The organism is Streptomyces sp. NPDC005004 (genome assembly GCF_053600675.1).
This window is the reverse complement of the sequence record NZ_JBSGAH010000017.1, coordinates 1-24,977: the sequence shown is the minus strand read 5'-3', so window position 1 is coordinate 24,977 and position 24,977 is coordinate 1. Positions and strand designations below refer to the sequence as shown.

Genomic DNA, 24,977 nt, shown 5'->3' with positions numbered 1-24,977 from the left:
ATGTTCACCTTCCATCGCGGGGATACCGCCGGTAACGTCCGGCCCACCCCCAGTCGGGAGGAGCTGCCATGGCACGGCGCACCCCACGTAACGCGTTGTCCGACAGAGCGAGAACTCCCCGCACTCTTTCCGGGTTCCTGAAGACGGCGTCCATATGCGTCCTGATCGCCGGTCTTCTCTCACCTCTCACCCAGGCGGCGGCAGCCGGAACCCCTGCCGCCGCCCCCAACGACTACTGCGGCGGGCAGTGTTCCGACATCCTGCCGCCCGGCGAGAACGGCAACGCCACCCTCGCCCAGATCCTGCTCAACCAGGCGTTCGGCACCCAGCCCGACCACGCCGAGGACCAGCTCGGCCCCTACGCCAACCTCGCCACCGGCTACCCCGGTCTGACCGACGCGAAGATCAACACCTTCTTCAACGACTCCTCGTTCGGCGTCTCCGCCGACCAGGTCGCCTCCACCGAGAAACCCGCCGGACGCGCCGACGTCACGATCGTGCGCGACAAGAAGACCGGCGTGCCGCACATCACCGGCACCAGCCGCTACGGCACCGAGTTCGGCGCCGGATACGCCGCCGCCGAGGACCGGCTGTGGCTCATGGACCTGTTCCGGCACGTGGGACGCGGCCAGTTGACCGCCTTCGCGGGCGGCGCCCTCGCCAACCAGGGCCTCGAGCAGCAGTTCTACCGCAACGCCCCCTACACCGAGGCCGACCTCCAGGCCCAGATCGACAGCGCGGTGGCCCGCGGCGGCGACCGCGGCCGTCAGTCCCTCACCGACGCGAACGCCTACCTCGACGGCATCAACTCCTACATCGACGCCTCCGACAGCGGCCGCTACTTCCCCGGCGAGTACGTCCTCACCGGCCACAAGGACTCCATCACCAACGCGGGCACCATCGACCACTTCAAGATCACCGACCTGGTCGCGCTCGCCTCGGTCGTCGGCGCCCTCTTCGGCTCCGGCGGGGGCGGCGAGGTCGACAACGCCGTCTCGCTGCTCGCCGCCCAGGCCAAGTACGGCGTCACGGAGGGCACCAAGGTCTGGGAGTCGTTCCGCGAGCGCAACGACCCCGAGGCCGTCCTCACCGTCCACGACGGCGAGAGCTTCCCCTACGGCACCCGCCCCGCCGACCCCAAGGGCGAGGCCCTGCCCGACCCCGGCTCGGTCGTCCAGGAGCCCCTGGTCTACGACCGCACCGGCAGCGCGGGCTCGGCAGGCGCCAAGTCCGCCTCGACCACGGCCGCGAAGACCACCCTCGGTTCGGCGAAACGCGGCATGTCCAACGCCCTCGTCGTCAGCGGCGCCCACACCGCCAGCGGCCACCCCGTCGCCGTGTTCGGCCCGCAGACCGGCTACTTCGCCCCGCAGTTGCTGATGCTCCAGGAGATCCAGGGCCCTGGCATCAGCGCGCGCGGCGCCTCCTTCGCGGGCCTGAGCATGTACGTCGAACTCGGCCGGGGCCAGGACTACTCCTGGAGCGCGACCACCTCGGGCCAGGACATCATCGACAGCTACGCGGTCGAGCTGTGCCAGGACGACTACCACTACCTGTACCACGGCACCTGCACGGCCATGGAGCAGCTCGAACGGAAGAACGCCTGGAAGCCGACCGTGGCCGACGGCACCGCCGCCGGGTCGTACACCCTGCGCGTCTGGCGCACCAAGTACGGTCCCGTGCAGTACCGGGCGACCGTCGGCGGCAAGAAGGTCGCCTACACCACCCTGCGCTCCTCCTACCTCCACGAGGCCGACTCGATCATCGGCTTCCAGATGCTGAACGACCCCGACTACGTCAAGGGCCCGGAGGACTTCCAGAAGGCCGCCCAGCACATCAACTACACGTTCAACTGGTTCTACGCCGACTCCCGGCACACCGCCTACTACAACAGCGGCGACAACCCGGTCCGCGCCGACGGCGTCGACAGCGAGTTCCCGGCCTGGGCCCGCCCCGACTACGAATGGCGCGGGTGGAACCCGGAAGGCAACACCGCCGACTACACCCCGGCCTCCGCCCACCCCGGGTCGGTCGACCAGGACTACTACATCTCCTGGAACAACAAGCAGGCCAAGGACTACGCCGCCGCCCCCTGGGGCGAGGGCTCGGTGCACCGGGGCGACCTCCTGGAGGACCGGGTGAGCAAGCTCGCCGCTGCCGGCGGAGTGACCCGCACCAAGCTGGTCCAGGCGATGGCGGGCGCCGCCCTCGCCGACCTGCGCGCCGAGGACGTGCTGCCCGAGCTGCTGAAGGTGGTCAACTCTTCGCCCGTGACGGACAGTACGGCCGCCTCGGCCGTGAGCAGGCTCCAGGCGTGGGTGACCGCGGGCGCCCAGCGCAAGGAGACCTCGGCAGGCTCCAAGAAGTACGCCGACGCCGACGCGATCCGCATCCTGGACGCCTGGTGGCCGCTGCTGGTGAAGGCCGAGTTCGAACCCGGCCTCGGCACCGACCTGTTCAGCGCCTTCACGGCCAACCTGCCCGTGGACGAAGCGCCTTCCGCCGGGCACGGCCCGACCGGCTCGCACGCCGGAAGCTCCTTCCAGTACGGCTGGTGGAGCTACGTCGACAAGGACATCCGGTCCGTCCTCGGCGAGTCCGTCCAGGGTCCGCTCGCCCGGACCTACTGCGGCGACGGCAGCCTCAGCGCCTGCCGGGACGCGCTGATCGGCACCCTCAAGCAGACGGCCGGGCGCACCGCGGCCCAGGTCTACCCGGGCGACGACCAGTGCTCGGCCGGTGACCAGTGGTGCGCCGACTCCATCACCCAGCGCACCCTCGGCGGCATCAAGCACGGCAAGATCAGTTGGCAGAACCGGCCGACCTTCCAGCAGGTCGTGGAGTACACCTCGCACCGGTGATGTCCGCGGCCTCCAAGTCACCGCTTCACAGGGTGACTTGGAGGCCGCTCGCCCGACACCGGCGCCGGCGGTCAACGCCGGGCCGGATCAGCGGTAGAGCAGATACTTCCCGCGCCTCTTCCGGAACGCCGCAAGCTCCGGCTGCCAGGCGGCGGTCACCTCGTCGGTCCCGGCCCCCGCGTCGATCATCGTGCGCACCTTGTCCGAGCCGGTGAGCTTGTCGATCCAGTGGTCCGGGCGCCAGGCGAAGTCCTTCCACACCCGCCGCGCCGTCACCAGCAGCCCGATGCCGGTGCGCACCGGGTCGTAGACCGACCGGTCGTGCACATGGATCTGCACCCCGCCCACCGTCCTGCCCTGGAACTTGGAGAAGGTGGGCGCGAAGTACGCCTCCCTGAACCGCACCCCGGGCAGCCGGAGTCCGTTCGCCGCCTCGGCCCAGCGGCCGTCGACGCCCTCCGCGCCGAGGAGTTCGAAGGGACGGGTGGTGCCGCGCCCCTCGGAGAGGTTCGTGCCCTCGAACACGCAGGTGCCGGAGTACACCAACGCCGTTTCCGCAGTGGGCATGTTGGGGCTCGGCGGCACCCAGGGCAGCCCGCACGCGTCGTACCACGTCGCGCGCCGCCACCCCGTCATCCGCACCGTCTCCAGCGGCACGGGCCTGTCCAGGAACTCCCCGTTGAACAGCAGCGCCAGCTCGGCCGCGGTCATGCCGTGCGCCTGGGCGATCGGGCGCCGTCCGACGAAGCTCGCGAACTCCTGGTGCAGCACCGGACCTTGAGCGGAGCGGCCGGTCACCGGATTGGGCCGGTCCAGGACCATAAACCGCTTGCCCGCGAGCGCGGCCGCCTCCATGCAGTCGTACAGCGTCCAGATGTAGGTGTAGAAGCGGGCGCCCACGTCCTGGATGTCGAAGACCACCGTGTCCACGCCGGAGGCGGTGAACACCCGGGCCAGATCGGCGCCGCTCTTCAAGTACGTGTCGTAGACCGGCAGTCCGGTCGCCGGGTCGTCGTAGCGTCCCTCGGAGCCGCCTGCCTGCGCGGTGCCCCGGAAGCCGTGCTCGGGGCCGAACACGGCGGTCAGGCGTACGCGCGGGTCGGCGTGCATCACGTCCACGATGTGCCGGACGTCGCGGGTGACCCCGGTCGGGTTGGTGACGATCCCGACCCTGCGGCCGGCCAGCGGCGCGTACCCCTCGGCGACCAGCCGCTCGAATCCCGTGCGCAGCCCGCCCGCGTCCCCGGCGGTCGAGGCCGGGACCGGGACCGCCCCGGCGACCGCGGCCGTGGCGGTGGTGGTGAGCAGGCTCCGTCTGGACAGCGTCATGCGGTGACCTCCGTGATCGCGGCGGACGAACGGACGAACAGACGTACGGACGAGCGGGCGTACGGGTCGGGCAGGTCGGGCGGGTGGTGTGCGGGTGACGGTCCGGCGGTGTGCGGCGGGCGTGGCCCCGGGGACGCTAGCGCGGGACCGCCCGCCAGGGAACGAGCCGGACCGCGGCCGTCCGTGTTTTCCCTTCCGCCGGGCATACCGACTGGTTAGTCTGGCGCGAGTGGCGCCGGAAACGCGCCGCGCCGAGCCGTGTCGAGCCGTGTCGCGTGTCGAGGGAGACCGAGCGTGGAAGCTGTGCGGGATGCCGCAGTCGTCGTCACCGGAGCGGGCGGAGGGATCGGGGCCGCGCTGGCCCGCAGGTTCGCCGCCGAGGGCGCCCGGGTGGCCGTCAACGACCTGGACGCGGTCAAGGCCAAGGCGGTGGCCGAGGAGATCGGCGCCATCGCCGTGCCCGGGGACGCCTCCGCCGTCGTCGAGGAGGCGCGCGAGGCCCTCGGCGGCACCATCGACGTCTACTGCGCCAACGCGGGCGTCGCCTTCGAGGACTCCCTGCCCCAGGGCCCGCTGGACGAGGGTTCCTGGCAGACCTCCTGGGACGTCAACGTGATGGCCCACGTCCGCGCCGCCCACGCGCTGCTCCCCGAGTGGCTGGAGCGGGGCACGGGGCGGTTCGTCTCGACCGTCTCCGCCGCCGGACTGCTCACCATGATCGGCGCCCCCTCCTACAGCGTCACCAAGCACGGCGCGCTCGCCTTCGCGGAGTGGCTGTCGCTCACCTACCGGCACCGGGGGCTCAAGGTCCACGCCATCTGCCCGCAGGGCGTGCGCACCGACATGCTCGCCGCCACCGGCAGCGCGGGCGACCTGGTGCTCCAGCCGACCGCCATCGAGCCGGCGGCCGTCGCGGACGCGCTCCTGAAGGGCATCGCCGAGGACCGCTTCCTGATCCTCCCGCACCCCGAGGTCGCGGAGTACTACCAGGCGCGCGCCGCCGCCCCCGACCGCTGGCTGGCGGGCATGAACCGCGTCCAGCGGACCTGGGAGGAGGGCCGCTGACGGCCCGCCCGGGCCCGGACGGAGAACCGGGGGCATCCGTCCGGGACCGGTAATGGGAAGATCCTCCGGCGGGACACGCGTCCCACGCGTGCGACCAGGACGACGACAGTCGGCGACGACGACGGAAAGGCAGGTGGCGACAGTGCCCAGGACCACGGACGGGGACGGGACGCCCGTACCCCGGCGGCTGCTGGACGCCGCCACCCGCCTCTTCGCCGAGCAGGGCTACGACCGCACCTCGGTCCAGGAGATCGTGGAGGCGGCGGGCGTCACCAAGGGCGCGCTCTACCACTACTTCGGCTCCAAGGACGACCTCCTGCACGAGGTGTACGCGCGCGTGCTGCGCCTCCAGCAGGAGCGCCTGGACACCTTCGCGGACGCGGACGAGCCGGTCGACAAGCGGCTGCGCGCCGCGGCGGCCGACGTGGTGGTCACCACCATCGACAACCTGGACGACGCCGCGATCTTCTTCCGTTCCATGCACCATCTGAGCCCGGAGAAGAACAAGCAGGTCCGCGCCGAGCGCCGCCGCTACCACGAACGCTTCCGCGCGCTCGTCGAGGAGGGCCAGCGCGAGGGTGTCTTCTCCACCGCCACCCCCGCCGACCTCGTCGTGGACTACCACTTCGGCTCGGTCCACCATCTGTCGACCTGGTACCGCCCGGAGGGCCCGCTGACCCCGCAGCAGGTCGCCGACCACCTGGCGGACCTGCTGCTGCGCGCGCTGCGGCCGTAGAACACGCGTAAGGGGCGCCCGCCACGGCGAACGCCCCTTACCTCAGGCCCTGTCGAACCCGGGCCCCCGCTACAGGTACTTCTTCAGCTCCCGCCGCGCCAGCGACCGCTGATGCACCTCGTCGGGCCCGTCCGCCAGCATCAGCGTGCGCGCGCTCGCGTACACCTCGGCCAGCGGGAAGTCCTGGCTCACCCCGCCCGCGCCGTGCAACTGGATCGCGCGGTCCAGGATCTCCACCACCGCGCGAGGCGTGGCGATCTTGATGGCCTGGATCTCGGTGTGGGCGCCCTTGTTGCCGACGGTGTCCATCAGCCACGCCGTCTTCAGCACCAGCAGCCGCAACTGCTCGACCGTCACCCGGGCGTCCGCGATCCAGTTCTGGACCACGCCCTGCTGGGCCAGCGCCTTGCCGAAGGCCGTACGGGACACCGCCCGGCGGCACATCAGCTCGATCGCCCGCTCGGCCATGCCGATCAGCCGCATACAGTGGTGGATGCGCCCCGGGCCGAGCCGCGCCTGCGCGATGGCGAAGCCGCCGCCCTCCTCGCCGATCAGGTTCGACACCGGCACACGCACCTGGTCGAAGACGACCTCGGCGTGGCCGCCGTGCGAGTGGTCCTCGTAGCCGAAGACCTTCATGGCCCGCTTGACCGTGAGTCCCGGCGTGTCGCGGGGGACCAGCACCATGGACTGCTGGCGCCGGATGTCGGCGCCGTCCGGGTCGGTCTTGCCCATCACGATGAAGATCTGGCAGTCCGGGTTCATCGCCCCGGAGATGTACCACTTGCGACCGGTGACGACGTACTCGTCGCCGTCCCGCTCGATGCGCGTGGTGATGTTGGTGGCGTCCGAGGAGGCGACCTCCGGCTCGGTCATCGCGAACGCCGAGCGGATCTCGCCCGCGAGCAGCGGCTCCAGCCACTGCTTCTTCTGCGCCTCGGTGCCGAACTGGGCCAGCACCTCCATGTTCCCGGTGTCCGGAGCCGCGCAGTTGGTCGCGGGCGGCGCCAGGTGCGGGGAACGGCCCGTGATCTCGGCGAGCGGCGCGTACTGGAGGTTGGTGAGCCCCGCGCCGTACTCGCTGTCGGGCAGGAACAGGTTCCACAGCCCCTGCCTGCGCGCCTCGGCCTTCAGCTCCTCGACCACCGCGGGGGTGTCCCACGGCGAGGAGAGCTTCGCCCGCTGCTCCTCGGCGACCGGCTCGGCCGGGTACACGTACTCGTCCATGAAGGCGAGGAGCTTTTCCCGCAGCTCCTCGGTGCGCGCGTCGAACGCGAAGTCCATGTGCGGTCAGCCTTCCTGAAGAGTCGTCAAGCCGTGGTCGATGAAGACCGGAACGAGGTCCCCGATGCGGTCGAAGCCGCGCCCGACCGTCTGGCCGAGGGTGTAGCGGTAGTGGATGCCCTCCAGGATCACGGCGAGCTTGAACCAGGCGAACGCCGTGTACCAGTTGACGTCCGAGACATCGCGCCCGGAGCGCGCCGCGTACCGCTCGACCAGTTCGCGCGGGGCCGGGTGGCCCGGCGCCTCGGCGGTGGTGGAGACGGGGGAGTCGGCCATGCCGAGCGGACGGCTGTACATCACCAGCAGGCCCAGGTCGGTCAGCGGATCGCCGAGCGTGGACATCTCCCAGTCGAGGATGGCCTCGATCCGGTCGTCCGGGCCGATCAGCACGTTGTCCAGGCGGTAGTCGCCGTGCACGACCGTGGGGGCGGGAGAGGTGGGCAGCGAGCGGCCCAGCGCCGCGTGCAGCTCGTCGATGCCCGCGAGGTCGCGGTTGCGGGAGGCGTCCAACTGCTTCCCCCAGCGGCGCAGTTGGCGGTCCAGGAAGCCCTCGGGCCGGCCGAAGTCCGCGAGCCCGACCTCGCCGGGCTCCACCGCGTGCAGCTCGACGAGGGTGTCCACCAGGGACAGCACCGCGTCCCGGGTGCGCTTGGCGCCGAGCGGGGCGAGCTGGTCCGCCGTGCGGTAGGGGGTGCCCTCGACGTACTCCATGACGTAGAACGGAGCCCCGAGCACCTCCTCGTCCTCGCACAGCAGCACCGGACGGGGGACCGGCACGTCGGTCGGGTGCAGGGCGCTGATCACCCGGTGCTCGCGCCGCATGTCGTGCGCGGTGGCGAGCACATGGCCCAGCGGCGGACGGCGGACGACCCACTTCGAGGTGCCGTCGGACACCGCGTACGTGAGGTTCGACCGTCCGCCCTCGATCAGCCGGCCGGTCAGGGGGCCGCTGACCAGACCGGGGCGCTCGCGGTCGAGCAGCGCGCGCAGCCGGTCGGGATCGAGTCCGGGCGGGTGGTCGGCGCTCATACGTCACTCCTGGGAACGGGCGAACAGGAACCCGTCTCATGATGCCGACCGGTCGGTATGTCGTCCAGTGTGTTCACCGGAACCGGGCCGATCCGTGACCGGGACCACAGTCGCGCGCCGACGGCCCCTCCGGCATGTCGTCAAAGGGGCCGTCGGCGCGGGCGGCCTCAGTGGTCGTCGTAGTGGTCCCCGTGCTCGGCATGCCGGTGTCCGTCGTGCAGATAGTCCACATGGTCGCCGTGGACCACGCGCGCGTGTCCGCACTCCTCGTGGTGCACGTGGTCGTGGCCGGTGTGCGCGGTGTGCCCTGCGGGCTCGCACTCGTCCCAGTGGTCGCTGTGGGCGCGGTGCAGATGGCCGTCGTGCGCGTAGTCGACGTGGTCGCCGTGCGGTACCGCGGAGTGCCCGCAGCCCGGCCCGTGGCTGTGGGCGCCGTGCTCGGAGTGTTCCTGGTGAAGGTCGGTCATGGGGCTCACCTTCGGGGATACGGGGTGGGAAGGTGCCGTCGTGGAGAGGGTGACCTGCGGCGGGTGTCGCCGAGGACGGCCCGCGGGTCGTGACGACGACGGACAGGCTACGCGCGAACGGGGCGTATCCCGGCATATGGGTTGCGTGGCGTGCGGGCACCCAGGAAGGTCTAGGGCATGAAGGCGATCAGCTACCGCCGCTACGGCGGACCCGAGGTGCTCGAGTACGGCGAGCGGCCCGAGCCCAGGGTCGGACCCGACCAGGTGCTGGTCCGGGTGCGCGCGGCGGCCGTCAACCCGGTGGACTGGAAGTGCCGCGAGGGCCACCTCGACCCGATCCTGGAGACCGTGTTCCCGGTGATCACCGGCTGGGACATGAGCGGGATCGTGGTCAAGCCCGGCGCCTCGGTCACGGAGTACGCGGAGGGGGACGAGGTGATCGGCTACGTCCGCGAGGACTTCCTCTCCCTCGGCACCTTCGCCGAGTACGTCTCCGCCCCCGTGCGCACCCTCGCCCCCAAGCCCGGCGCCCTGTCCTTCGAGGAGGCGGCGGGCCTGCCGCTGGTCGGGCTGACCGCCTATCAGTGCGTGGTCACGATCCTCGGGGTCAGGCGCGGCGAGACCCTCCTCGTGCACGCCGCCGCCGGCGGGGTCGGCTCGCTCGCCGTCCAGATCGGCGTCCACCTCGGCGCCCGCGTCATCGGCACCGCGAGCGAGCGCAACCACGACTACGTACGCTCCCTCGGCGGCGAACCCGTCTCCTACGGCGCGGGCCTGGCCGAGCGCGTGCGCGGGATCGCCCCCGAGGGCGTCGACGCGGTCTTCGACACCATCGGCGGCGAGACCCTCAAGATCTCCGCCAACCTGCTCGCCCCCGGCGGCAGCCTCGTCTCCATCGCCGACCCCGAGGCGGTCGCGTACGGCGGCCGCTACTGGTTCGTCCGCCCCGACGCCGAAGACCTCACCAAGCTGTCCCAGTGGGCCGACCAGGGCGTGATCTCCGTCCACGTGGACAAGGTCTTCCCCCTGGAGGAAGCGGCGGAGGCCCAACGGCTCAGCGAGGGCCACCACGCCCGGGGCAAGATCGTCGTCACGGTGCCGGAGAAGTAGCGGACCGAGGGGGCGGGCGCCGGCGCCAGGGGGACCGCCTCCGCCCTCAGACCAGCAGCACCGCCGCGCACACCGCCAGCGTCGCCGCGCACACGGCCGCCGCCGTCGCGTGACGCGGAGTCAGCGCGGCGGGCCGCTCGTCGGCCGCCAGGGCGCGGACGCGGTGGTGGGCGATCCGCAGGAAGCCCACCCACAGCCCGCAGCTCGCCGCACAGAGCAGCGCGGCGGCGACCGGCTCGCCCGCGCGCAGCGCCGCCCGCACCGCGAGCACCACCACCACCGTGCACGCCAGCGTCGTACGCCGCCAGGCCAGCCGCGTCCGCTGCGGCTGGAGCCCCCTGTCCCGGCCGGACGGCGCCCCACCCGGGTCCTGACCCACACTCACCCCGCCCACCCCGCCAGCACCACCACGACCATCGCGAGGGCCACCACCGCGACCACCAGGCTCAGCAGCACCGGGAAGCGGGAGACCGGCAGGTCCTCGCCGCGTCGCATCGCCCGCTCGCAGCGCACCCAGTGGTTCACCGCGCGCAAGGCGCACAACACCCCGGCCGCGAGCAACGCCAGCGCGAGTCCCGCGCGCCACGCCCAGCGCAGGTGCGGGAGGAACTGGTCCACCGCGAAGCCGCCGCCGATCAGCGCGAGCGCGGTCCGCAGCCAGGCGAGGAACGTGCGCTCGTTGGCGAGCGAGAACCGGTAGTCGGGGGTGCTGCCCTCGTCCCGTACCCGCTCGGGGGCGAACCAGAGGCGGACGTTCCGCGCGAATTCGATCACGCCATGGACACTACCGGCGCCTCACGAGCCCGCCCGGAACGCCCTCAGCCGCTCGTACGCCGCGAGCCCGTCCGGCACCCACTCCCACTCGCCGAGCCGCCGCTCCACCTCGTCCTCGGACAGGAAGTCGTGCCACTGCACCTCCTCCACCTGCGGCTGGACCGGCAGCTCGCAGCGCACCTCGTACACCGCCGACCACCAGCTCCTGCCCGACCCGTCGTCGTAGAGGAACTTGAACAGGAACTCCGGGCGGTCAAGACCCGACACCCCCAGCTCCTCCTCGGCCTCCCGCAGCGCGGCCTCGTCGTAGGACTCGCCCGCGCCCACCACCCCGCCGACGAACATGTCGTACAGCGCGGGGAAGACCAGCTTGGTCGCGGTGCGGCGGTGGACGAAGAGCCGCCCGGCCGCGTCCCGGGCCTGGACGAAGACGCAGCGGTGGCGCAGCCCCCGGGCGTACGCCTCACCGCGCGGGACCCGGCCGACCACCCGGTCCCGCTCGTCCACGATGTCGAGGATCTCGTCGGCAGGATTCATACGGCCATCCAAGCAGCCCAGGCCGGAGGAACCTCAGTTGCGCTGAAGGTCCCGCACCCGCCGCTCCTCAGCCGTCCCGCACGGCATCGCCGGATGCAGCCCCAGCAGCACGATGCCCGCCACGATCGCCGCGAGCCCGGCCGCCTCCCACGCCAGCGCCCCGGTGCCGGTGCGCAGCCGGTCGCCCAGAAACCCCACCCCGCACAGGATGCCCGCGAGCGGCTGCGCCGCCGTCAGCGCGGGCAGCGACATCCGCAGCGGCGCCGTCTCGAACGCGCTCTGCACCAGCATCAGCCCGGTCACCCCGAGCACCAGCACGCCGTACGGCTGCCAGCCGCTGAACAGCTCCGCCGGACCGCCCTCGGCCCAACGCGTCGCGCTCACCCGGGTCAGCGCGTCCTGGACGCCGTACAGCAGCCCCGCCGCCGCGGCCAGCAGCACCGCGCCCCAGCCGGTCCGCGACCGCTTGGCGTACCCGGCGAGCGCGAGGGCCGTCGCCAGCATCGCGCCCATGATCAGCCAGTGCCGCAGCGGATCGGTGACGGCGGTGCCCGCCTGCGGCCGGCCCGCCAGGATGAACGCGCTCACCCCGCCCGCCAGCAGCCCGAGCCCGGTCCAGCCCTGACGGCCCAGCGGCTGCCCCGTCTGACAGCGGGACAGGGCGAGCGCGAAGAGCAGATTGGTGGCGAGCAGCGGCTCCACCTCGGAGATCTCACCCTGCCCGAGCGCGACCGCGCCGAGCGCCATCCCCGCCACCATCAGCGCCGTACCACCCAGCCAGCGCGGCACCCGCATCAGGTCGAGGAGCAGCCGGAAGGACAGGAAGTCGCTGAGCGGGGCCCGTTGCGCCACGTTCTGCTGGAGCACGAACCCGAACCCCACACAGCAGGCGGCGCCCATGGCGAGAAGGACAACCAGAAGGGACACGCTGCGTACCTCGATCATCGGCCGGGCCACGATTGCGTGTGGCCGACTGTAGCGCCCTCGGACGGCGTCGCCGCGGAGAGTGCCCGGATTGGGGCGGGTTGGCGCGGTCCCGTCGTCCGGCCGGGCGCGGCACCGGACCGCGGTCGCGGGGCCGGTCCGGGCAGCGGTGAGCGGAACCGTCGGCTCATGTTCCGCCGCCCCGCCCCCCGGCCGCCATGGCGTACGCCACAATCGCGCCCCCGCCCCCCCCGCGCCGGGCCCGCCACCAGGCCCCCCGAGCCCCAAGTTCCCCTGGAGCAAAGCTCGTTGAACCCAGTAACACTCGGATTCCGCTTGACGCAATCCCTGGCGGGGAGTTTGCTGTGCGTGATCGGCCGATGGCAGCCCGAGAAACAGGAAGTCCAGCGGTGCCCCCACTCCCGTCCCTGCTCGGCACATGCCGGGCCCCCGCTCCACCGTCCGGCGACACCGCCCCCGACGACCCCTGCGGCTTCGACGCCGCCCTCGGCGACGCGGAACTGCTCGCCGCCCGCGCCGCCCTGGCCCGCGGCAGATGGCAGCCCGTCCGCTCCCTGCTGGCGCACACCGGCGACGAATGGGACCGGCGAGGTCACCGGATCACCGTGCTCGCCCAGGAGCCGTACACCGAGGCCCGCGCCCGTGAATGGCTCCTCGCTGAACCCGGCTCCGCCGACGCCACCGCCCTGCTCGCCCTCACCCAGGTCCACCGCGCCCTCACCGCCCGCGAGGAACCCGACCGCGCCCGCGCCGCCTGCCACGCGGCCGCCACCCTCGCCCCCGCCGACCCCACCCCCTGGCTCGGCCTCCTCCTGCTCGCCCGCGCCCTCGGCCCCGAGCCCGAGCTGTGGCGCGCCTTCGCGGAACTGCGGCGGCGCCACCCCGAGCACCACCACGGCCACCACCTGATCGTCGCCGCCCTGGCCGAACGCCCCGCCGCCGCGCGCCCCGAGTCCCACGAGGCGTACGACCTCGCCGAGCGCGCCGCCGCCCAGGCACCGGCCGACTCCCCGCTCGCCGTCCTGCCGGTCGTCGCCCACACCGAGCGCCACCGCCACCTCGCCGCCACCGGGCTCGCCCCCGCGGACCCGGCCGCCGCCGGCCACTGGGGCGGCCGCCGGGCCCGCCGCGCCCTGCGCGCCGCCTTCGACTGGTGGCTGGAGTGGGAGCACGACGAACACCCCCGCCGCCACCTCGACCTCAACCACCTGGCGTTCGCCATGTCCGCCGCCGGCCGCCCCGCCGAGGCCGCCGCCCTCTTCCACCGCATCGGCCCGCACGCCACCCGCGAACCCTGGTGCCACCTGGGAGGCGACCCCCGTACGGCCTTCCACGAGGCCCGCGCCCGCGCGCTCGGATTACCGAACTCTGACATCCGCACGGATCCACTGGCACCACCCACCCCGACGGTGTTCGAATGACGGCGTGAAGCCCGAAGAACCTCCGGAGGACCGCGCGGACCTCCCCGAAACCGAAGCCGACGCCGAAGCTGCCGCCGCTTCCGCCGCCGAAGCCCGCGGCAAGCCGATCGGCCGCCGTGTCTTCCTCGGCACCGTCGCCCTGGGCGCCCTCGGCGTGGTCACCGCCCCCGCCCTCCAGCGCGGCTTCGAAGCACTCTCCGGCCAGGACCCCACCGGACTGAGCGGCCTGCTGCCCAACGGCGGCGGCTTCCGCTACTACTCCGTCACCGCGTCCGTCCCCCGCAAGGGCCCCGCCGACTACCGGCTCACCGTCGGCGGCCTGGTCGACCGCCCGCACACCTACACCCTGGACGACCTGCGTGCCCTGCCGCAGACCCGGCTCGTCAAGGACGTCCAGTGCGTCACCGGCTGGCGCGTCCCGGGCACCCCCTTCCAGGGCGTACGCCTGGCGGACCTCCTGGACGCGGCGGGCGTCCAGTCCTCCGCGCGGGCCATCCGCTTCACCTGCTTCGACGGCGCCTACACCGAGAGCCTCACCCTCGACCAGGCCCGCCGCCCCGACGTCCTGGTCGCCTTGCGTATGCAGGACAAGGACATCGGCCACGACCACGGCGGCCCCGTCCGCCTCTACGTCGCCCCGATGTACTTCTACAAGTCCGCCAAATGGCTGTCCGGCATCACGGTCACCGACCGCGTCCGCCCGGGCTACTGGGAGAACCGCGGCTACGACGTCGACGCCTGGGTCGGCCGCTCGAACGGACGGACCGATGACCCCACCAACTGACACCGCCGCCCCGCCCGAGACCCGCGTCCGCCGCTTCACCCCCGCCGAACGCTGGACCCACCGCGTGACGGCGCTCCTGATGGGCGTGTGCCTGGCGACCGCCGCCTGCCTCTACATCCCGCAACTCGCCGTCCTGGTCGGCCGCCGCGACCTGCTCGTCCGCATCCACGAATGCGCGGGCGTCGCCCTCCCCGTGCCCGTCCTCCTCGGCCTGGCCTCCCGCGCACTGCGCGCGGACCTCGGCCACCTGAACCGCTTCGGCCCCCACGACCGCGCCTGGCTCCAGGCCGTACTGCGCCGCACCCCCCACCGCCCCGCCGCCAAGTTCAACGCGGGCCAGAAGATCTACACCGCCTGGATCGCCGGAGCCACCCTCGTCATGCTCGGCACCGGCCTCATGATGTGGTTCACCCACCTCACCCCCCTGATGTGGCGCACCTCCGCCACCTTCGTCCACGACTGGCTCGCCCTGACGATCGGCATCGTCCTGGCCGGCCACACAGGAATGGCCCTGGCAGACCCGGAAGCCCGCCAGGGCCTGCGCACCGGCACGGTGAGCCGCGCATGGGCGGAACGGGAACACCCGCTGTGGCGGTCCTAGGGCTGCCTGACCATTCCCGTCGTCGCCCGGAGCGGCAGACGAGAATTGTCAGACAGGCCTAGCGGCCCCGCCTCACAACACGCTCGTCATCCCGCCATCGACATACAGCACCTGTCCGTTGACGAAGTCCGCCGCGGGCGACGCCAGGAACAGCAGGCCGCCCACCAGGTCCTCCGTACGGCCCCACCGCCCCGCCGGAGTCCGTCCGCGGACCCACGCGCTGAACTCGGGGTCCTCGACCAGCGGCCGGGTCAGGTCGGTCTCGATGTAGCCGGGGCCGAGGCCGTTGACCTGGATGCCGGACGGGCCCCAGTCGGCGCACATGCCCTTGGTGAGCATCTTCAGCGCGCCCTTGGCCGCCGCGTACGGCGCGATGCCGGGGCGGACGACCTCGCTCTGGAGCGAGCAGATGTTGACGATCTTGCCGTGGCCGCGCTCGATCATGCGCCGGGCGGCCTCGCGGCCGACCAGGAACGCGCTCGTGAGGTTGGTGTCCAGCACGTGCCGCCAGTCGGAGTCGGTGAACTCCGTGAGCGGCGCGCGCAGTTGGACACCGGCGTTGTTGACCACGATGTCGAGCGGGCCCACCCGCTCCTCGACGTCCGCGATGCCCGCGGCCACGGAGGGGCCGTCGGTCACGTCGAACACCGCCGTGTGCACCCGGTCGCCCGGCAGCTCCGCGGCCGCCCGCGCGAGGCGGTCCTCGTCGCGGCCGTTGAGGACCACGGTGCAGCCGGCCTCCGCAAGGCCCCGGGCCAGTGCGAGGCCGATGCCCCGGCTGGACCCGGTGACCAGTGCCGTACGGCCGCCGACGTCGAAGAGAGGGTGAGCCGTCATCGTCGTATCGCTCCTAGATCACCAAGGAGAGGAGCAGCACCAGGGCGCCCGCGACCACCGAGATGATCGTCTCCATCACCGACCAGGTCTTGACCGTCTGGCCGACGCTCAGGCCGAAGTACTCCTTCACCAGCCAGAAGCCGGCGTCGTTGACATGGCTGAAGAAGAGCGAACCGGCGCCGATGGCCAGGACCAGCAGGGCGGTGTGCGTGGTGGACATGTCGGCCGCGAGCGGCGCGACCAGACCTGCCGCCGAGACCGTGGCCACCGTGGCGGAGCCGGTCGCGAGCCGGATCGCCACCGCGATCAGCCAGGCGAGCAGCAGCGCCGGGATCGACCAGTCCTTGGAGATGTCCAGGATCATCTGGCCCACACCGCAGTCGATCAGCGTCTGCTTGAAGCCGCCGCCCGCGCCGACGATCAGGAGGATGCCGGCGATCGGCATCAGGCCCTTCTCGACGGTCTGCTGCATCCGGCCCTTGGTGAAGCCCGCGGCCCGGCCCAGCGTGAAGAAGCCGACGATCACCGCGGCGAGCAGCGCGATCAGCGGGGAGCCGACCACGTCGAAGACCCGCTGGGTCATGTTCGCCGGGTCGTCGATGACGATGTCCACCAGCGCCTTGGCCAGCATCAGCACGACCGGCAGCAGCATCGTGACGAGGGTCGCGCCGAAGCCCGGACGCTTCTCGAGGCTCTCGGACGCGCGCTCCGGGATCATCCGCTCGGGCGCCTGGACGTCGACCCAGCGGGCGGCGACCTTCGAGAACAGCGGACCGGCGATGATCACCGAGGGGATGGCGACGACGAGGCCGAGCGCCAGGGTGACACCCAGGTTGGCCTTGACCGCGTCGATCGCGACCAGCGGGCCGGGGTGCGGCGGGATCAGACCGTGCATCACGGACAGGCCGGCCAGCGCCGGGATGCCGATGCGCATCAGGGAGTAGTTGCCGCGCTTGGCGACCATGAGCACGACGGGGATCAGCAGGACGATGCCGACCTCGAAGAAGAGCGGCAGACCGATCACGGACGCGATGAGCACCATGGCCCACGGCATCGCACGGCCACCCGCCTTGGCGAGGATCGTGTCGACGATCTGGTCGGCGCCGCCGGAGTCGGCGAGCAGCTTGCCGAGGATCGCGCCCAGCGCGATCAGCACGCCGACGCCGGCGACGGTGCTGCCGAGACCGGTCGTGAAACTCACGATCGCCTTGTCGAGCGGCGCACCGGCCACCGCGCCCAGGACCAGCGAACCGATGGTCAGGGCCAGGAAGGCGTGGAGCTTGAACTTGGTGATGAGGAAAACGATGACGGCGATGCCCGCCAGGACGGCTATGCCCAACTGGGCGTGGCCGGCCGAGGTGATCGGCTGGACGCTGTCCGCTGCCAGCATCTCGACGCTGAGTCTGGTCACGGGGTTCCCTTGCAAATACGGGGGACGTGGGTGAAGGTGCTACGGGGTGCTACGAGGGCACTGCTGGGGCACTACTGGGATGCGACGGAAAGCGCTTCCAGCGCCTGGACGGCACGCTGGGCGATCTCTTCGGGACCGCCGACGACGTCCACGGCGACTCCGGCCTCGTCCGCCTCCAGGGGCTGGAGAGTGGCGAACTGGGAGTCCAGCAGCGCGGTCGGCATGAAGTGCCCCTGCCGCTGCGACATCCGGCCCTCGATCAGTTCGCGGCTGCCGGTGAGGTGGACGAAGACGATCCCGGGGGCCTCGGCCCGGAGCCGGTCGCGGTACGACCGCTTCAGCGCCGAGCTGCTCACCACCCCGCCGAGCCCCGCCCGGCCGTGCGCCCAGGTGCCGATGGCGTCGAGCCACGGCCACCGGTCGGCGTCCTCGAGCGGGATACCGGCCGACATCTTGTCGATGTTGGCCTGCGGGTGGAAGTCGTCGCCTTCGGCGTACGGAACGCCCAGCCGGGCGGCGAGCAACGGACCGATCGTGGTCTTGCCCGTCCCGGCGACGCCCATCACGACGACGACCTGGGGGGTGCGCATGACTGCCTCGCTGTCTTCTTCGACATCCGACGCCGAACTCCGGCGTCGCCACACTGAAACCTATTAGGTACGACAAATTCAAGTGTCTGTGACTTATAAGTCTGACTTTTTGTCTCTGTGATCCAGGCCGTACGCTGAGTGCATGAGCACACCGGGCCGGGGGCTGCACGGCCGCGTACTGGACACCCTCGGCCCTGCCATCACCGCGGGCGAGTACCCGCCGGGAAGCGTGCTGCGCACGGACGAGCTGGCCCAGGACTTCGAGGTCTCCCGCTCCGTGATGCGCGAGGCGGTCCGCGTCCTGGAGTCCATGCACCTCGTCGAGTCCCGCCGCCGGGTGGGCGTGACGGTGCGGCCCAAGGCCGAGTGGAACGTCTACGACCCGCAGGTCATCCGCTGGCGGCTGGCCGGCGCCGACCGGCCGCACCAGCTCCGCTCGCTGACCGTGCTGCGCTCCGCGATCGAGCCGGTCGCGGCGGGCCTGACCGCGCGCCTGGCCACCGCCGAACAGTGCGCCGAACTCACCGAGTGCGCGCTCGGCATGGTCTCCAACTCACGTGGCCACCGGCTGGACCAGTACCTGATCCACGACATCGCCTTCCACCGCATCATCCTCACGGCATCCGGCAACGAGATGTTCGCCCGCCTCGGCGACGTCGTCGCGGAGGTCCTGGCCGGCCGCACCCACCACGAGGTCATGTTCGAGGACCCCGACCCGGCCGCCGTCACCCTCCACGTCCGCGTCGCCGAAGCGGTACGCGCCCGCGACAGCGCCCGCGCGGAGGAACTCACCCGCGAGATCACGGTGGGGGCGCTCCAGGAGCTGGACATCCTGGTGCCGTAGGGGAGTTGAGCCGGAGACCTCCTGAGCGACCCTTCCTTTGCGACTCCCCGTCAGTCGAGGAACTCCCCGTCGACGTACACCCATTCTCCGCCGACCCGCTCGAACCGGCTCCGCTCGCACAGTTCCCCGCCCCGATAGGACGCCCGGAACGTCACGGTCCCCCGGTCGTGGAACGCCGACCCGTCGGCGCGGTCGGTGATCTCCAGCCCGGTCCACCGCATGTCGGGGTCGAGTTCGAGCTGGGCCGGGCGGGTGCGCGGATGCCAGCTCTTCAGCAGATACGCGACATCCCCCACGACGAACGCGGAGTACCGCGACCGCATCAACGCCTCGGCGGTCGGCGCGACGGCGGCACCGGCGTGGAACCGCCCACAGCACTCCCCGTAGGCCGTGGGCAGCCCGCAGGGGCAGGGCGTGGTGGGGGTGACGGGGGCGGGGCGGGGGGTGCGTCGGGCCATGGGGGTCATTGTGCCGGATTGCTCCGGTGGGAAGATCCGTCAGCCTCGGGGCGACCAGACGTACGGCGTCGTCGTGGTGACCGCGTGCAGACCGAGGCGGGTGAGGATCGGGGCGCTGTCGGCCGAGGCGTCGACGTGGAGGTAGGGGACGTCTCGGGCGGCGGCGAGTCGGGCCCGGTGGGCGACCATGGCGCGGTAGATGCCCTGTCCGCGCCACTCCTTGAGCGTGGAGCCGCCCCAGAGGCCGGCGAAGTCGCTGCCGTCGGTGAACACCGTCCAGGCGGCACAGACGACTTCGGTGCCCGCCTCGGCGACGAGGACGACGGTGTTCTCCGGGGCGTTCTCGATCCGGGCGGCCAGGTCGTCGGCCAGCCAACTCCAGTCATCGCCCCAGACGGTGCTCTCCATGACGGCGACGCGCCGGAGGTCCGATCGGGCGGTCACTCGGCGCAGGGTCACACCCTCGGGCAGGACGGGACGCGCGCCGAGGTCCGTGGACCGCCCGATCAGCACGGTCTCGCTCTCCTCGGCCACGAAACCGGCCGCCGTGAGCCGGTCGGTGAGGTCGGCGGGGAGATCGTGGCCACGCGTCTTCCACTCGACGGCCTCACCACGGGCCGCGTAGAAGTCCCGCTGCCGTGCGATGAGCGCGTCGAGTTCAGCCCCGTGCACCCCGAGATCCCGGGGACCCGTGACGAATCCCCGGTGCCATCCGACGACCCGGGTCACAGGGCCGTCCTTCTCGACACGAGCGCTGTCGCCCGGCGGGGTGACACCGCGGAGTTGGGTGTCGTACGCGGTCCGGAGTTCGTTGATCATCCTGCTCTCCACGGGACCACGGTACGAGCCGGGTCAAGCGGTCAAACGCCTTCGGGGGGCGCGTAGTGGCTCAAGTAGTCACGCAATTCCGGCTCGATCGAAGCTGATTCGCCGTTGTTGACCGGCTCCCACAGCCGGTTCTCGACCCAGAAGCGGTAGGCGAACTCCTCGAAGGAGGGGGCGCACCAGAGGAGTGCGGGCTGTTGACCGTCCAGCGCGTCCGGTTCGTCCAGGTCGAGTGAGCAGTGGACACGAACGCCTCGCCCGAGGCGCGGAGGTAGAGGTACCAGATGACGCAGTCCTGTTGGTCGCGCAGAAAGCGGACGAGGAACGCGCCGGGCTCGACGGGGCTGGGGATGGGGCCCGAGAGGTGTGTCCAACAGCCGGTGACCGAGACCTCGTCCAGGGAGCGGTGGAAGGCCGCGTCCGTGTGGAAAGCGGCGAAGTCCTGGGGGAGCGTCGAGCCCCTGGCCGCGAGGTCCGTTGCCAGGCGGTCGAGTATCGCGGCCCGTTCGGGGGCCGGTGCTGTGGTGCCGCCGAGCCACTCGAAGGCCCCCGTGAACCGGGCGGAGTCGAGCGGGGGCAGGCTGTCGTACGGGTAGTCCTCGTACGTGGACGCGCAGGAGCGGTGGTCGCCCAGGTCGGTGGCGCACCACGCGGTCTCGAATTCGACGGCCCGTTCAGCGGACACCGGCCCCCCCACGGCTCGCTCCAGCCCCGTCTGCCGAATCGGCGGAGCGGAAAAGCAGAAGACCCCGCCGAAGCAGGGTCTCTCGCTGGTGTCCGAGGGGGGACTTGAACCCCCACGCCCGATAAAGGGCACTAGCACCTCAAGCTAGCGCGTCTGCCATTCCGCCACCCGGACAAGGTGTCTGTCGTGCGGGGTTTCCCTCGCGGCGACAGAGGAAACATTACCAGGCTTTCGGGGGTGTCCGATCACCCCCCTGTCGTCCCCCGGCCGGGGTCATTCGTCCTCCGGTCGTCCCCCGACCGGGGGGCCGTTCCCGTGAACGGCGTGTTGCCGAGGGGGCCCGGTCTTGGAGGCGGGCCGGGGCGGAGGGAGGATGAGGGGGACCCAGCAGCAGATCCACCAGCAGTGACAGCGGGAGGAAGCAGCGTGAGCGAGACGGACACGGCCAAGGACGTCACCGGTGAGGACGAGGTCGTGGACCTCTGCCGCGAGCTGATCCGGTTCGACACCAGCAACTACGGCGACCACTCGGGCCCCGGCGAACGCGCCGCCGCGGAGTACGTCGCGGAGAAGCTCGCGGAGGTCGGTCTCGAGCCGGAGATCTTCGAGTCGCACCCCGGGCGCGCGTCCACGGTCGCCCGGATCGCGGGCGAGGACCCCTCCCGTCCGGCCCTGCTGATCCACGGCCACCTGGACGTCGTACCGGCCAACGCCGCCGACTGGACCCACGGCCCCTTCTCCGGCGAGATCGCCGACGGGTGCGTGTGGGGGCGCGGGGCCGTCGACATGAAGGACATGGACGCCATGACGCTCGCCGTCGTGCGCGACCGGCTGCGCAGCGGGCGGCGGCCCCCGCGCGACATCGTCGTCGCCTTCCTGGCCGACGAGGAGGCGGGCGGCACGTACGGCGCCCGCTACCTCGTGGACCACCACCCCGAGCTGTTCGAGGGCGTCACCGAGGCGATCAGCGAGGTCGGCGGCTTCTCCTTCACCGTGAGCGAGCAGCGGCGGCTCTACCTCATCCAGACCGCCGAGAAGGGCATGCACTGGATGAAGCTCACCGTGGCGGGCACCGCCGGTCACGGCTCGATGATCCACCGGGACAACGCGATCACCGAGCTGTCCGAGGCCGTCGCCAGGGTCGGCCGCCACAAGTTCCCGGTACGGGTCACCAAGACCACCCGCGCCTTCCTGGACGAACTCGGCGACGCGCTCGGCACCGAGCTGGACCCGGAGGACATGGAGGCCACGCTCGCCAAGCTCGGCGGCATCGCCAAGCTCATCGGCGCCACCCTCGGCAACACCGCCAACCCCACCCAGCTCAACGCGGGCTACAAGGTCAACGTCATCCCCGGCGAGGCCACCGCCCACATCGACGGTCGCTTCCTGCCCGGTCACGAGGAGGAGTTCCTCTCCGACCTCGACCGGCTGCTCGGCCCGCACGTGCGCCGCGAGGACGTGCACGCCGACAAGGCGGTGGAGACCACCTTCGACGGCGCCCTCGTCGATGCCATGCAGTCCGCGCTGCTCGCCGAGGACCCCGCCGCCAAGGCGATCCCGTACATGCTCTCCGGCGGCACCGACGCCAAGTCCTTCGACGACCTCGGCATCCGCGGCTTCGGCTTCGCGCCGCTCAAGCTGCCCCCGGAGCTGGACTTCGCGGGCATGTTCCACGGCGTGGACGAGCGGGTGCCGGTGGACGGTCTGCAGTTCGGCGTGCGCGTGCTCGACCGGTTCATCGACGCGTCATAACCCTCGCGGGGCCCGTTAATCAGGCAGACGTACGAGATCTACTGAGAAGGGTGAATGCGACCATAAGCTCGTAGCTCCATTACTCCCTCCTCGTTACACGTGATGCGACTCCGCACCTGGGAGCCGCAGTGCCAACTAGGAGGAATGATGATCAAGAAGGTCGTCGCTGCCGCGGCTGCCACCGGTGGACTGGTTCTCGCCGGCGCGGGTATGGCCGCCGCCGACGCGGGTGCCCAGGGTGCCGCCGTGGGTTCGCCGGGTGTGCTGTCCGGCAACGTCATCCAGGTGCCGGTGCACGTTCCCGTGAACGTCTGCGGCAACACGGTCAACGTGATCGGGCTCCTGAACCCCGCCTTCGGCAACACCTGCGTCAACGACTGACGCGGGCTCCCCGAGGGGCGTCTTTTACGAGCCGTCGGCCCCGTGGTGCGCGCCATGCGCTACGGGGCCGACCGGCCTTTTCCGTAGTCGAGGGCAGGGAATTTCAGGGGGGAACACAATGATGCGACAGGGCACCCGCAAAGGACTGCTCACCATGGCCGCCGCCACCGGTGTGATCGCCGCCGCGAGCGGCTACGCGCACGCCGACGCGGGCGCGGCCGGCTCCGCCGCCGGATCACCCGGCGTACTGTCCGGCAACAGCGTGCAGGTCCCGGTGCACATCCCGGTGAACGCCTGCGGCAACACCGTCAACGTGGTCGGACTGCTCAATCCGGCCGTGGGCAACGCCTGCGGCAACTCCGGCGGCCACGGCAGCGCCGGGGGCGCGCACGCCGGCGCACACACCGGCAAGTCGCCCGGCGTGGGCTCGGGCAACACCGTCCAGGTACCGGTCGACGTCCCGGTCAACCTGTGTGGCAACAGCGTCAACGTCATCGGCCTCGGCAACGCCGCGGGAGGCAACGACTGCCACAACGGCGGGGGCGGCCACCACAACCCTCCGGGCGGCGGCCAGGAGAACCCGCCGGGCCACCCCGGCCACCCGGGCCACCCTGGGCATCCGGGCAACCCCGGTACGCCCGGTCACCCGGGGAACCCCGGTACGCCGGGACACCCGGGCCACCCCGGAAACCCGGACGAGCCGTGCCCTCCGGATCACCACCACCCCGGGCACCCGGGACACCCCGGGCACCCGGGTCATCCCGGTAACCCCGGCACTCCGGGAACGCCCGGTACGCCGGGCAACCCGGGCACGCCCGGAACCCCCGGTACGCCGGGCAACCCGGGCACCCCCACGACTCCCGGAACGCCGAGCGCCCCCACCACCCCCGCCAAGCCCACCACCCCGAGCCACCACGGCTCCTCCCAGGTGAGCACCGGCGGCGGCTCGGTCCAGTCCCCGGCCGGAGGCCGGCAGCTCGCGCACACCGGCGCCGACGTACCGGTGGGCCTCGCCCTCCCGTCGGGCGCGGTCGCCCTGCTCGCCGGCGCGGTCCTGTACCGCAAGGCCCGCCGAGCCGCGTAACGCAGCGGAAAGGCAGGCCGCAAGCCGCGCAGCGCCACCGCGCCACGGGCAGACCGGAAACGGGCGGACCGGAAAAACGGAGCGGGCCCCACCGCAGTAGGGGCCCGCTCCGTTCAGTGGTCCTGCTTCACCATGTGGCCCGCACCTGGCGGATGATCCGTCGGCGCAACCGCACCCTGCGGCTGCCGTCACGCAGCAGGCTCAGTCGGTCCAGCTCCCAATGTCCGTACTCGGCATGGTCCGTCAGCAGACGCGTGGCGTCCTTGCGGGAGACCCCGCGAGGTACGTACACGTCGACAAATTCGTATTCCGGCATCGCATCTATTGTGCGGGCACGCGCCCGGTACGGATAGCGTCTGCACTATGTCTGATGCTGCGCAGCCCACCGCTGCCGAGGTACGCGCCGCCGCCGAGGCCGTCAAGACCGCGCTCGACCGCCACCTGGCGGCTGTCGAACGCCGGTCGGGTGAGGACGACCCGGCCGTCTACGAGGCGTTCAACAACCTGGCGGCGGCCGCCGAGGCGTACGACGAGCTGCTCTACGACCGCTACGACGAGGTCACCCCCTTCGAGATCCCCGGCGGGGACGACTCCCTGCCCCCGTACGCGGGCCCCGAGGAGCCCCACGCGATCAGCGTGCTGATCCGTCGCGACTACGCGGTGTCCGAGCCCCAGCGGCTCCTGGCGCAGGCCGAGCGCGTCGAGGCGGCGGAGTACGAGAGCGCCGGACTGGACGACGACGCCGCGGCCACGGTGCCCGGTGCGCTGACCATCCTGTTCGGGGAGTTCGAGCCCGACGAGATCGCCACCCGGCACAAGGAGTTCGGGCTGACCGAGGGCGATTCCACCCTGTGGGTGACCGCCGCGGAGGAGGCGGCCGAGCCGGGCGAGTGGCTGGAGGCACCCTTCGAGCAGCTCGACCCGCAGCACGTGGTCTGCCGCTTCGACGTGAGCGCGGTCTTCGACCAGGACGAGGACGCCGAGTCCGACGACGAGCTGGACGACGACATCGTGGAACTGGACGGCGACGACGACCTGGAGCCCCTGGACGCCGACCGCTGAGCCCTGAAGGCGGGAGTGGACCCGGGGCGCCCCGGCTTCCGGCTGCCACCGCCGCGGGACGCAATCAGCCGGGCGACTACGAATTGCGCCTGGGCTACCACCTCG

The 24,977-nt window shown here is 71.8% G+C and carries 26 protein-coding genes and 1 tRNA gene; 12 read left to right on the top strand and 15 right to left on the bottom strand.

Annotated features, from left to right (window positions below; all coding sequences use genetic code 11):
- Positions 1-68: 68 nt before the first annotated feature.
- The gene (locus tag ACWEEU_RS23370; protein WP_451734710.1) at positions 69-2,861 is read left to right on the top strand and encodes a penicillin acylase family protein; all 2,793 of its coding nucleotides are present in this window, start codon (positions 69-71) and stop codon (positions 2,859-2,861) included.
- Positions 2,862-2,948: 87 nt separating this feature from the next.
- Here the strand turns inward: ACWEEU_RS23370 and ACWEEU_RS23365 are convergent, their stop codons facing one another.
- Positions 2,949-4,190 (bottom strand): exo-beta-N-acetylmuramidase NamZ family protein, encoded by a 1,242-nt coding sequence (locus tag ACWEEU_RS23365; protein WP_385749598.1) that lies wholly within the window; start codon positions 4,188-4,190, stop codon positions 2,949-2,951.
- A 294-nt stretch (positions 4,191-4,484) separates the two neighbouring features.
- Between ACWEEU_RS23365 and ACWEEU_RS23360 the strand changes: the two genes are divergently transcribed.
- A complete protein-coding gene (locus ACWEEU_RS23360; RefSeq protein ID WP_451734708.1) occupies positions 4,485-5,255 on the top strand; it encodes an SDR family oxidoreductase in 771 nt (256 codons plus the stop codon).
- Between the two features lie 142 nt (positions 5,256-5,397).
- Entirely contained in the window at positions 5,398-5,991 is a 594-nt protein-coding gene (locus ACWEEU_RS23355) for a TetR/AcrR family transcriptional regulator (RefSeq protein ID WP_385749593.1), read from the top strand.
- Between the two features lie 69 nt (positions 5,992-6,060).
- Here the strand turns inward: ACWEEU_RS23355 and ACWEEU_RS23350 are convergent, their stop codons facing one another.
- From ACWEEU_RS23350 to ACWEEU_RS23340, 3 genes are all read right to left on the bottom strand, one after another.
- Entirely contained in the window at positions 6,061-7,275 is a 1,215-nt protein-coding gene (locus tag ACWEEU_RS23350; protein ID WP_385749590.1) for an acyl-CoA dehydrogenase family protein, read from the bottom strand.
- 6 nt (positions 7,276-7,281) lie between these two features.
- The gene (locus ACWEEU_RS23345) at positions 7,282-8,304 is read right to left on the bottom strand and encodes a phosphotransferase family protein (protein ID WP_451734705.1); all 1,023 of its coding nucleotides are present in this window, start codon (positions 8,302-8,304) and stop codon (positions 7,282-7,284) included.
- A gap of 167 nt (positions 8,305-8,471) precedes the next feature.
- Positions 8,472-8,771 (bottom strand): hypothetical protein, encoded by a 300-nt coding sequence (locus ACWEEU_RS23340; RefSeq protein ID WP_385750349.1) that lies wholly within the window; start codon positions 8,769-8,771, stop codon positions 8,472-8,474.
- 177 nt (positions 8,772-8,948) lie between these two features.
- Between ACWEEU_RS23340 and ACWEEU_RS23335 the strand changes: the two genes are divergently transcribed.
- Positions 8,949-9,881 (top strand): NADP-dependent oxidoreductase, encoded by a 933-nt coding sequence (locus ACWEEU_RS23335; RefSeq protein WP_451734703.1) that lies wholly within the window; start codon positions 8,949-8,951, stop codon positions 9,879-9,881.
- 46 nt (positions 9,882-9,927) lie between these two features.
- Here ACWEEU_RS23335 and ACWEEU_RS23330 read toward each other — a convergent pair whose 3' ends face one another.
- The 4 genes from ACWEEU_RS23330 to ACWEEU_RS23315 are packed head-to-tail and all read right to left on the bottom strand — an operon-like array spanning position 9,928 to position 12,137.
- The gene (locus ACWEEU_RS23330) at positions 9,928-10,275 is read right to left on the bottom strand and encodes a DUF202 domain-containing protein (RefSeq protein WP_451734701.1); all 348 of its coding nucleotides are present in this window, start codon (positions 10,273-10,275) and stop codon (positions 9,928-9,930) included.
- Positions 10,263-10,655, bottom strand: coding sequence for a YidH family protein (locus ACWEEU_RS23325; protein WP_199585985.1), 393 nt, complete (start codon positions 10,653-10,655; stop codon positions 10,263-10,265). The genes ACWEEU_RS23330 and ACWEEU_RS23325 overlap by 13 nt, the downstream gene beginning before the upstream one ends.
- A 21-nt stretch (positions 10,656-10,676) precedes the next feature.
- Complete coding sequence (locus ACWEEU_RS23320) at positions 10,677-11,192, bottom strand: NUDIX domain-containing protein (protein ID WP_385750342.1); 516 nt, start codon at positions 11,190-11,192, stop codon at positions 10,677-10,679.
- A 33-nt stretch (positions 11,193-11,225) separates the two neighbouring features.
- Positions 11,226-12,137: a DMT family transporter gene (locus ACWEEU_RS23315; RefSeq protein WP_451734698.1), complete on the bottom strand. Its 912-nt coding sequence runs from the start codon at positions 12,135-12,137 to the stop codon at positions 11,226-11,228.
- Positions 12,138-12,526: 389 nt separating this feature from the next.
- On the opposite strand from ACWEEU_RS23315, the gene ACWEEU_RS23310 reads away from it, so the two are divergent.
- From ACWEEU_RS23310 to ACWEEU_RS23300, 3 genes are read left to right on the top strand one after another with little or no spacing between them, the layout of a single operon-like run.
- Complete coding sequence (locus ACWEEU_RS23310) at positions 12,527-13,558, top strand: hypothetical protein (RefSeq protein ID WP_385750338.1); 1,032 nt, start codon at positions 12,527-12,529, stop codon at positions 13,556-13,558.
- A 4-nt stretch (positions 13,559-13,562) separates the two neighbouring features.
- On the top strand, positions 13,563-14,342 hold the full coding sequence (locus ACWEEU_RS23305; RefSeq protein WP_385750336.1) for a molybdopterin-dependent oxidoreductase: 780 nt from the start codon (positions 13,563-13,565) through the stop codon (positions 14,340-14,342).
- Positions 14,326-14,943: a cytochrome b/b6 domain-containing protein gene (locus ACWEEU_RS23300; protein WP_385750333.1), complete on the top strand. Its 618-nt coding sequence runs from the start codon at positions 14,326-14,328 to the stop codon at positions 14,941-14,943. The genes ACWEEU_RS23305 and ACWEEU_RS23300 overlap by 17 nt, the downstream gene beginning before the upstream one ends.
- Before the next feature lie 72 nt (positions 14,944-15,015).
- On the opposite strand, the gene ACWEEU_RS23295 is transcribed toward ACWEEU_RS23300, so the two are convergent.
- From ACWEEU_RS23295 to ACWEEU_RS23285, 3 genes are all read right to left on the bottom strand, one after another.
- Entirely contained in the window at positions 15,016-15,780 is a 765-nt protein-coding gene (locus ACWEEU_RS23295; RefSeq protein ID WP_385750331.1) for an SDR family oxidoreductase, read from the bottom strand.
- Between the two features lie 13 nt (positions 15,781-15,793).
- Positions 15,794-17,191, bottom strand: a complete 1,398-nt coding sequence (locus ACWEEU_RS23290; protein WP_385750328.1) for a GntP family permease — start codon at positions 17,189-17,191, stop codon at positions 15,794-15,796.
- A 71-nt stretch (positions 17,192-17,262) separates the two neighbouring features.
- Positions 17,263-17,781 carry a gluconokinase gene (locus tag ACWEEU_RS23285; protein WP_385750324.1) on the bottom strand — a complete coding sequence of 173 codons (519 nt, stop codon included), beginning with the start codon at positions 17,779-17,781 and terminating at the stop codon, positions 17,263-17,265.
- 142 nt (positions 17,782-17,923) lie between these two features.
- Between ACWEEU_RS23285 and ACWEEU_RS23280 the strand changes: the two genes are divergently transcribed.
- Positions 17,924-18,625, top strand: coding sequence for a FadR/GntR family transcriptional regulator (locus ACWEEU_RS23280; RefSeq protein ID WP_385750322.1), 702 nt, complete (start codon positions 17,924-17,926; stop codon positions 18,623-18,625).
- 50 nt (positions 18,626-18,675) lie between these two features.
- Here the strand turns inward: ACWEEU_RS23280 and ACWEEU_RS23275 are convergent, their stop codons facing one another.
- From ACWEEU_RS23275 to ACWEEU_RS23265, 3 genes are all read right to left on the bottom strand, one after another.
- Positions 18,676-19,083, bottom strand: coding sequence for a YchJ family protein (locus ACWEEU_RS23275; RefSeq protein ID WP_451734695.1), 408 nt, complete (start codon positions 19,081-19,083; stop codon positions 18,676-18,678).
- Between the two features lie 39 nt (positions 19,084-19,122).
- Positions 19,123-19,902, bottom strand: coding sequence for a GNAT family N-acetyltransferase (locus ACWEEU_RS23270; protein WP_451734819.1), 780 nt, complete (start codon positions 19,900-19,902; stop codon positions 19,123-19,125).
- Positions 19,903-20,679: 777 nt separating this feature from the next.
- A tRNA-Leu gene (locus tag ACWEEU_RS23265) sits at positions 20,680-20,767 on the bottom strand.
- A gap of 252 nt (positions 20,768-21,019) precedes the next feature.
- On the opposite strand from ACWEEU_RS23265, the gene ACWEEU_RS23260 reads away from it, so the two are divergent.
- The 3 genes from ACWEEU_RS23260 (at position 21,020) to ACWEEU_RS23250 (ending at position 23,810) form a co-directional block, all read left to right on the top strand.
- Positions 21,020-22,345, top strand: a complete 1,326-nt coding sequence (locus ACWEEU_RS23260; protein WP_451734693.1) for a M20/M25/M40 family metallo-hydrolase — start codon at positions 21,020-21,022, stop codon at positions 22,343-22,345.
- Between the two features lie 147 nt (positions 22,346-22,492).
- Complete coding sequence (gene chpH / locus ACWEEU_RS23255) at positions 22,493-22,726, top strand: chaplin ChpH (RefSeq protein ID WP_385750351.1); 234 nt, start codon at positions 22,493-22,495, stop codon at positions 22,724-22,726.
- Positions 22,727-22,847: 121 nt separating this feature from the next.
- Positions 22,848-23,810 carry a chaplin gene (locus tag ACWEEU_RS23250; RefSeq protein ID WP_451734817.1) on the top strand — a complete coding sequence of 321 codons (963 nt, stop codon included), beginning with the start codon at positions 22,848-22,850 and terminating at the stop codon, positions 23,808-23,810.
- A gap of 127 nt (positions 23,811-23,937) precedes the next feature.
- Here the strand turns inward: ACWEEU_RS23250 and ACWEEU_RS23245 are convergent, their stop codons facing one another.
- On the bottom strand, positions 23,938-24,126 hold the full coding sequence (locus tag ACWEEU_RS23245; protein ID WP_005485166.1) for a DUF5703 family protein: 189 nt from the start codon (positions 24,124-24,126) through the stop codon (positions 23,938-23,940).
- 47 nt (positions 24,127-24,173) lie between these two features.
- On the opposite strand from ACWEEU_RS23245, the gene ACWEEU_RS23240 reads away from it, so the two are divergent.
- On the top strand, positions 24,174-24,872 hold the full coding sequence (locus ACWEEU_RS23240) for a hypothetical protein (protein ID WP_385751556.1): 699 nt from the start codon (positions 24,174-24,176) through the stop codon (positions 24,870-24,872).
- The last annotated feature ends 105 nt before the right edge of the window (positions 24,873-24,977 follow it).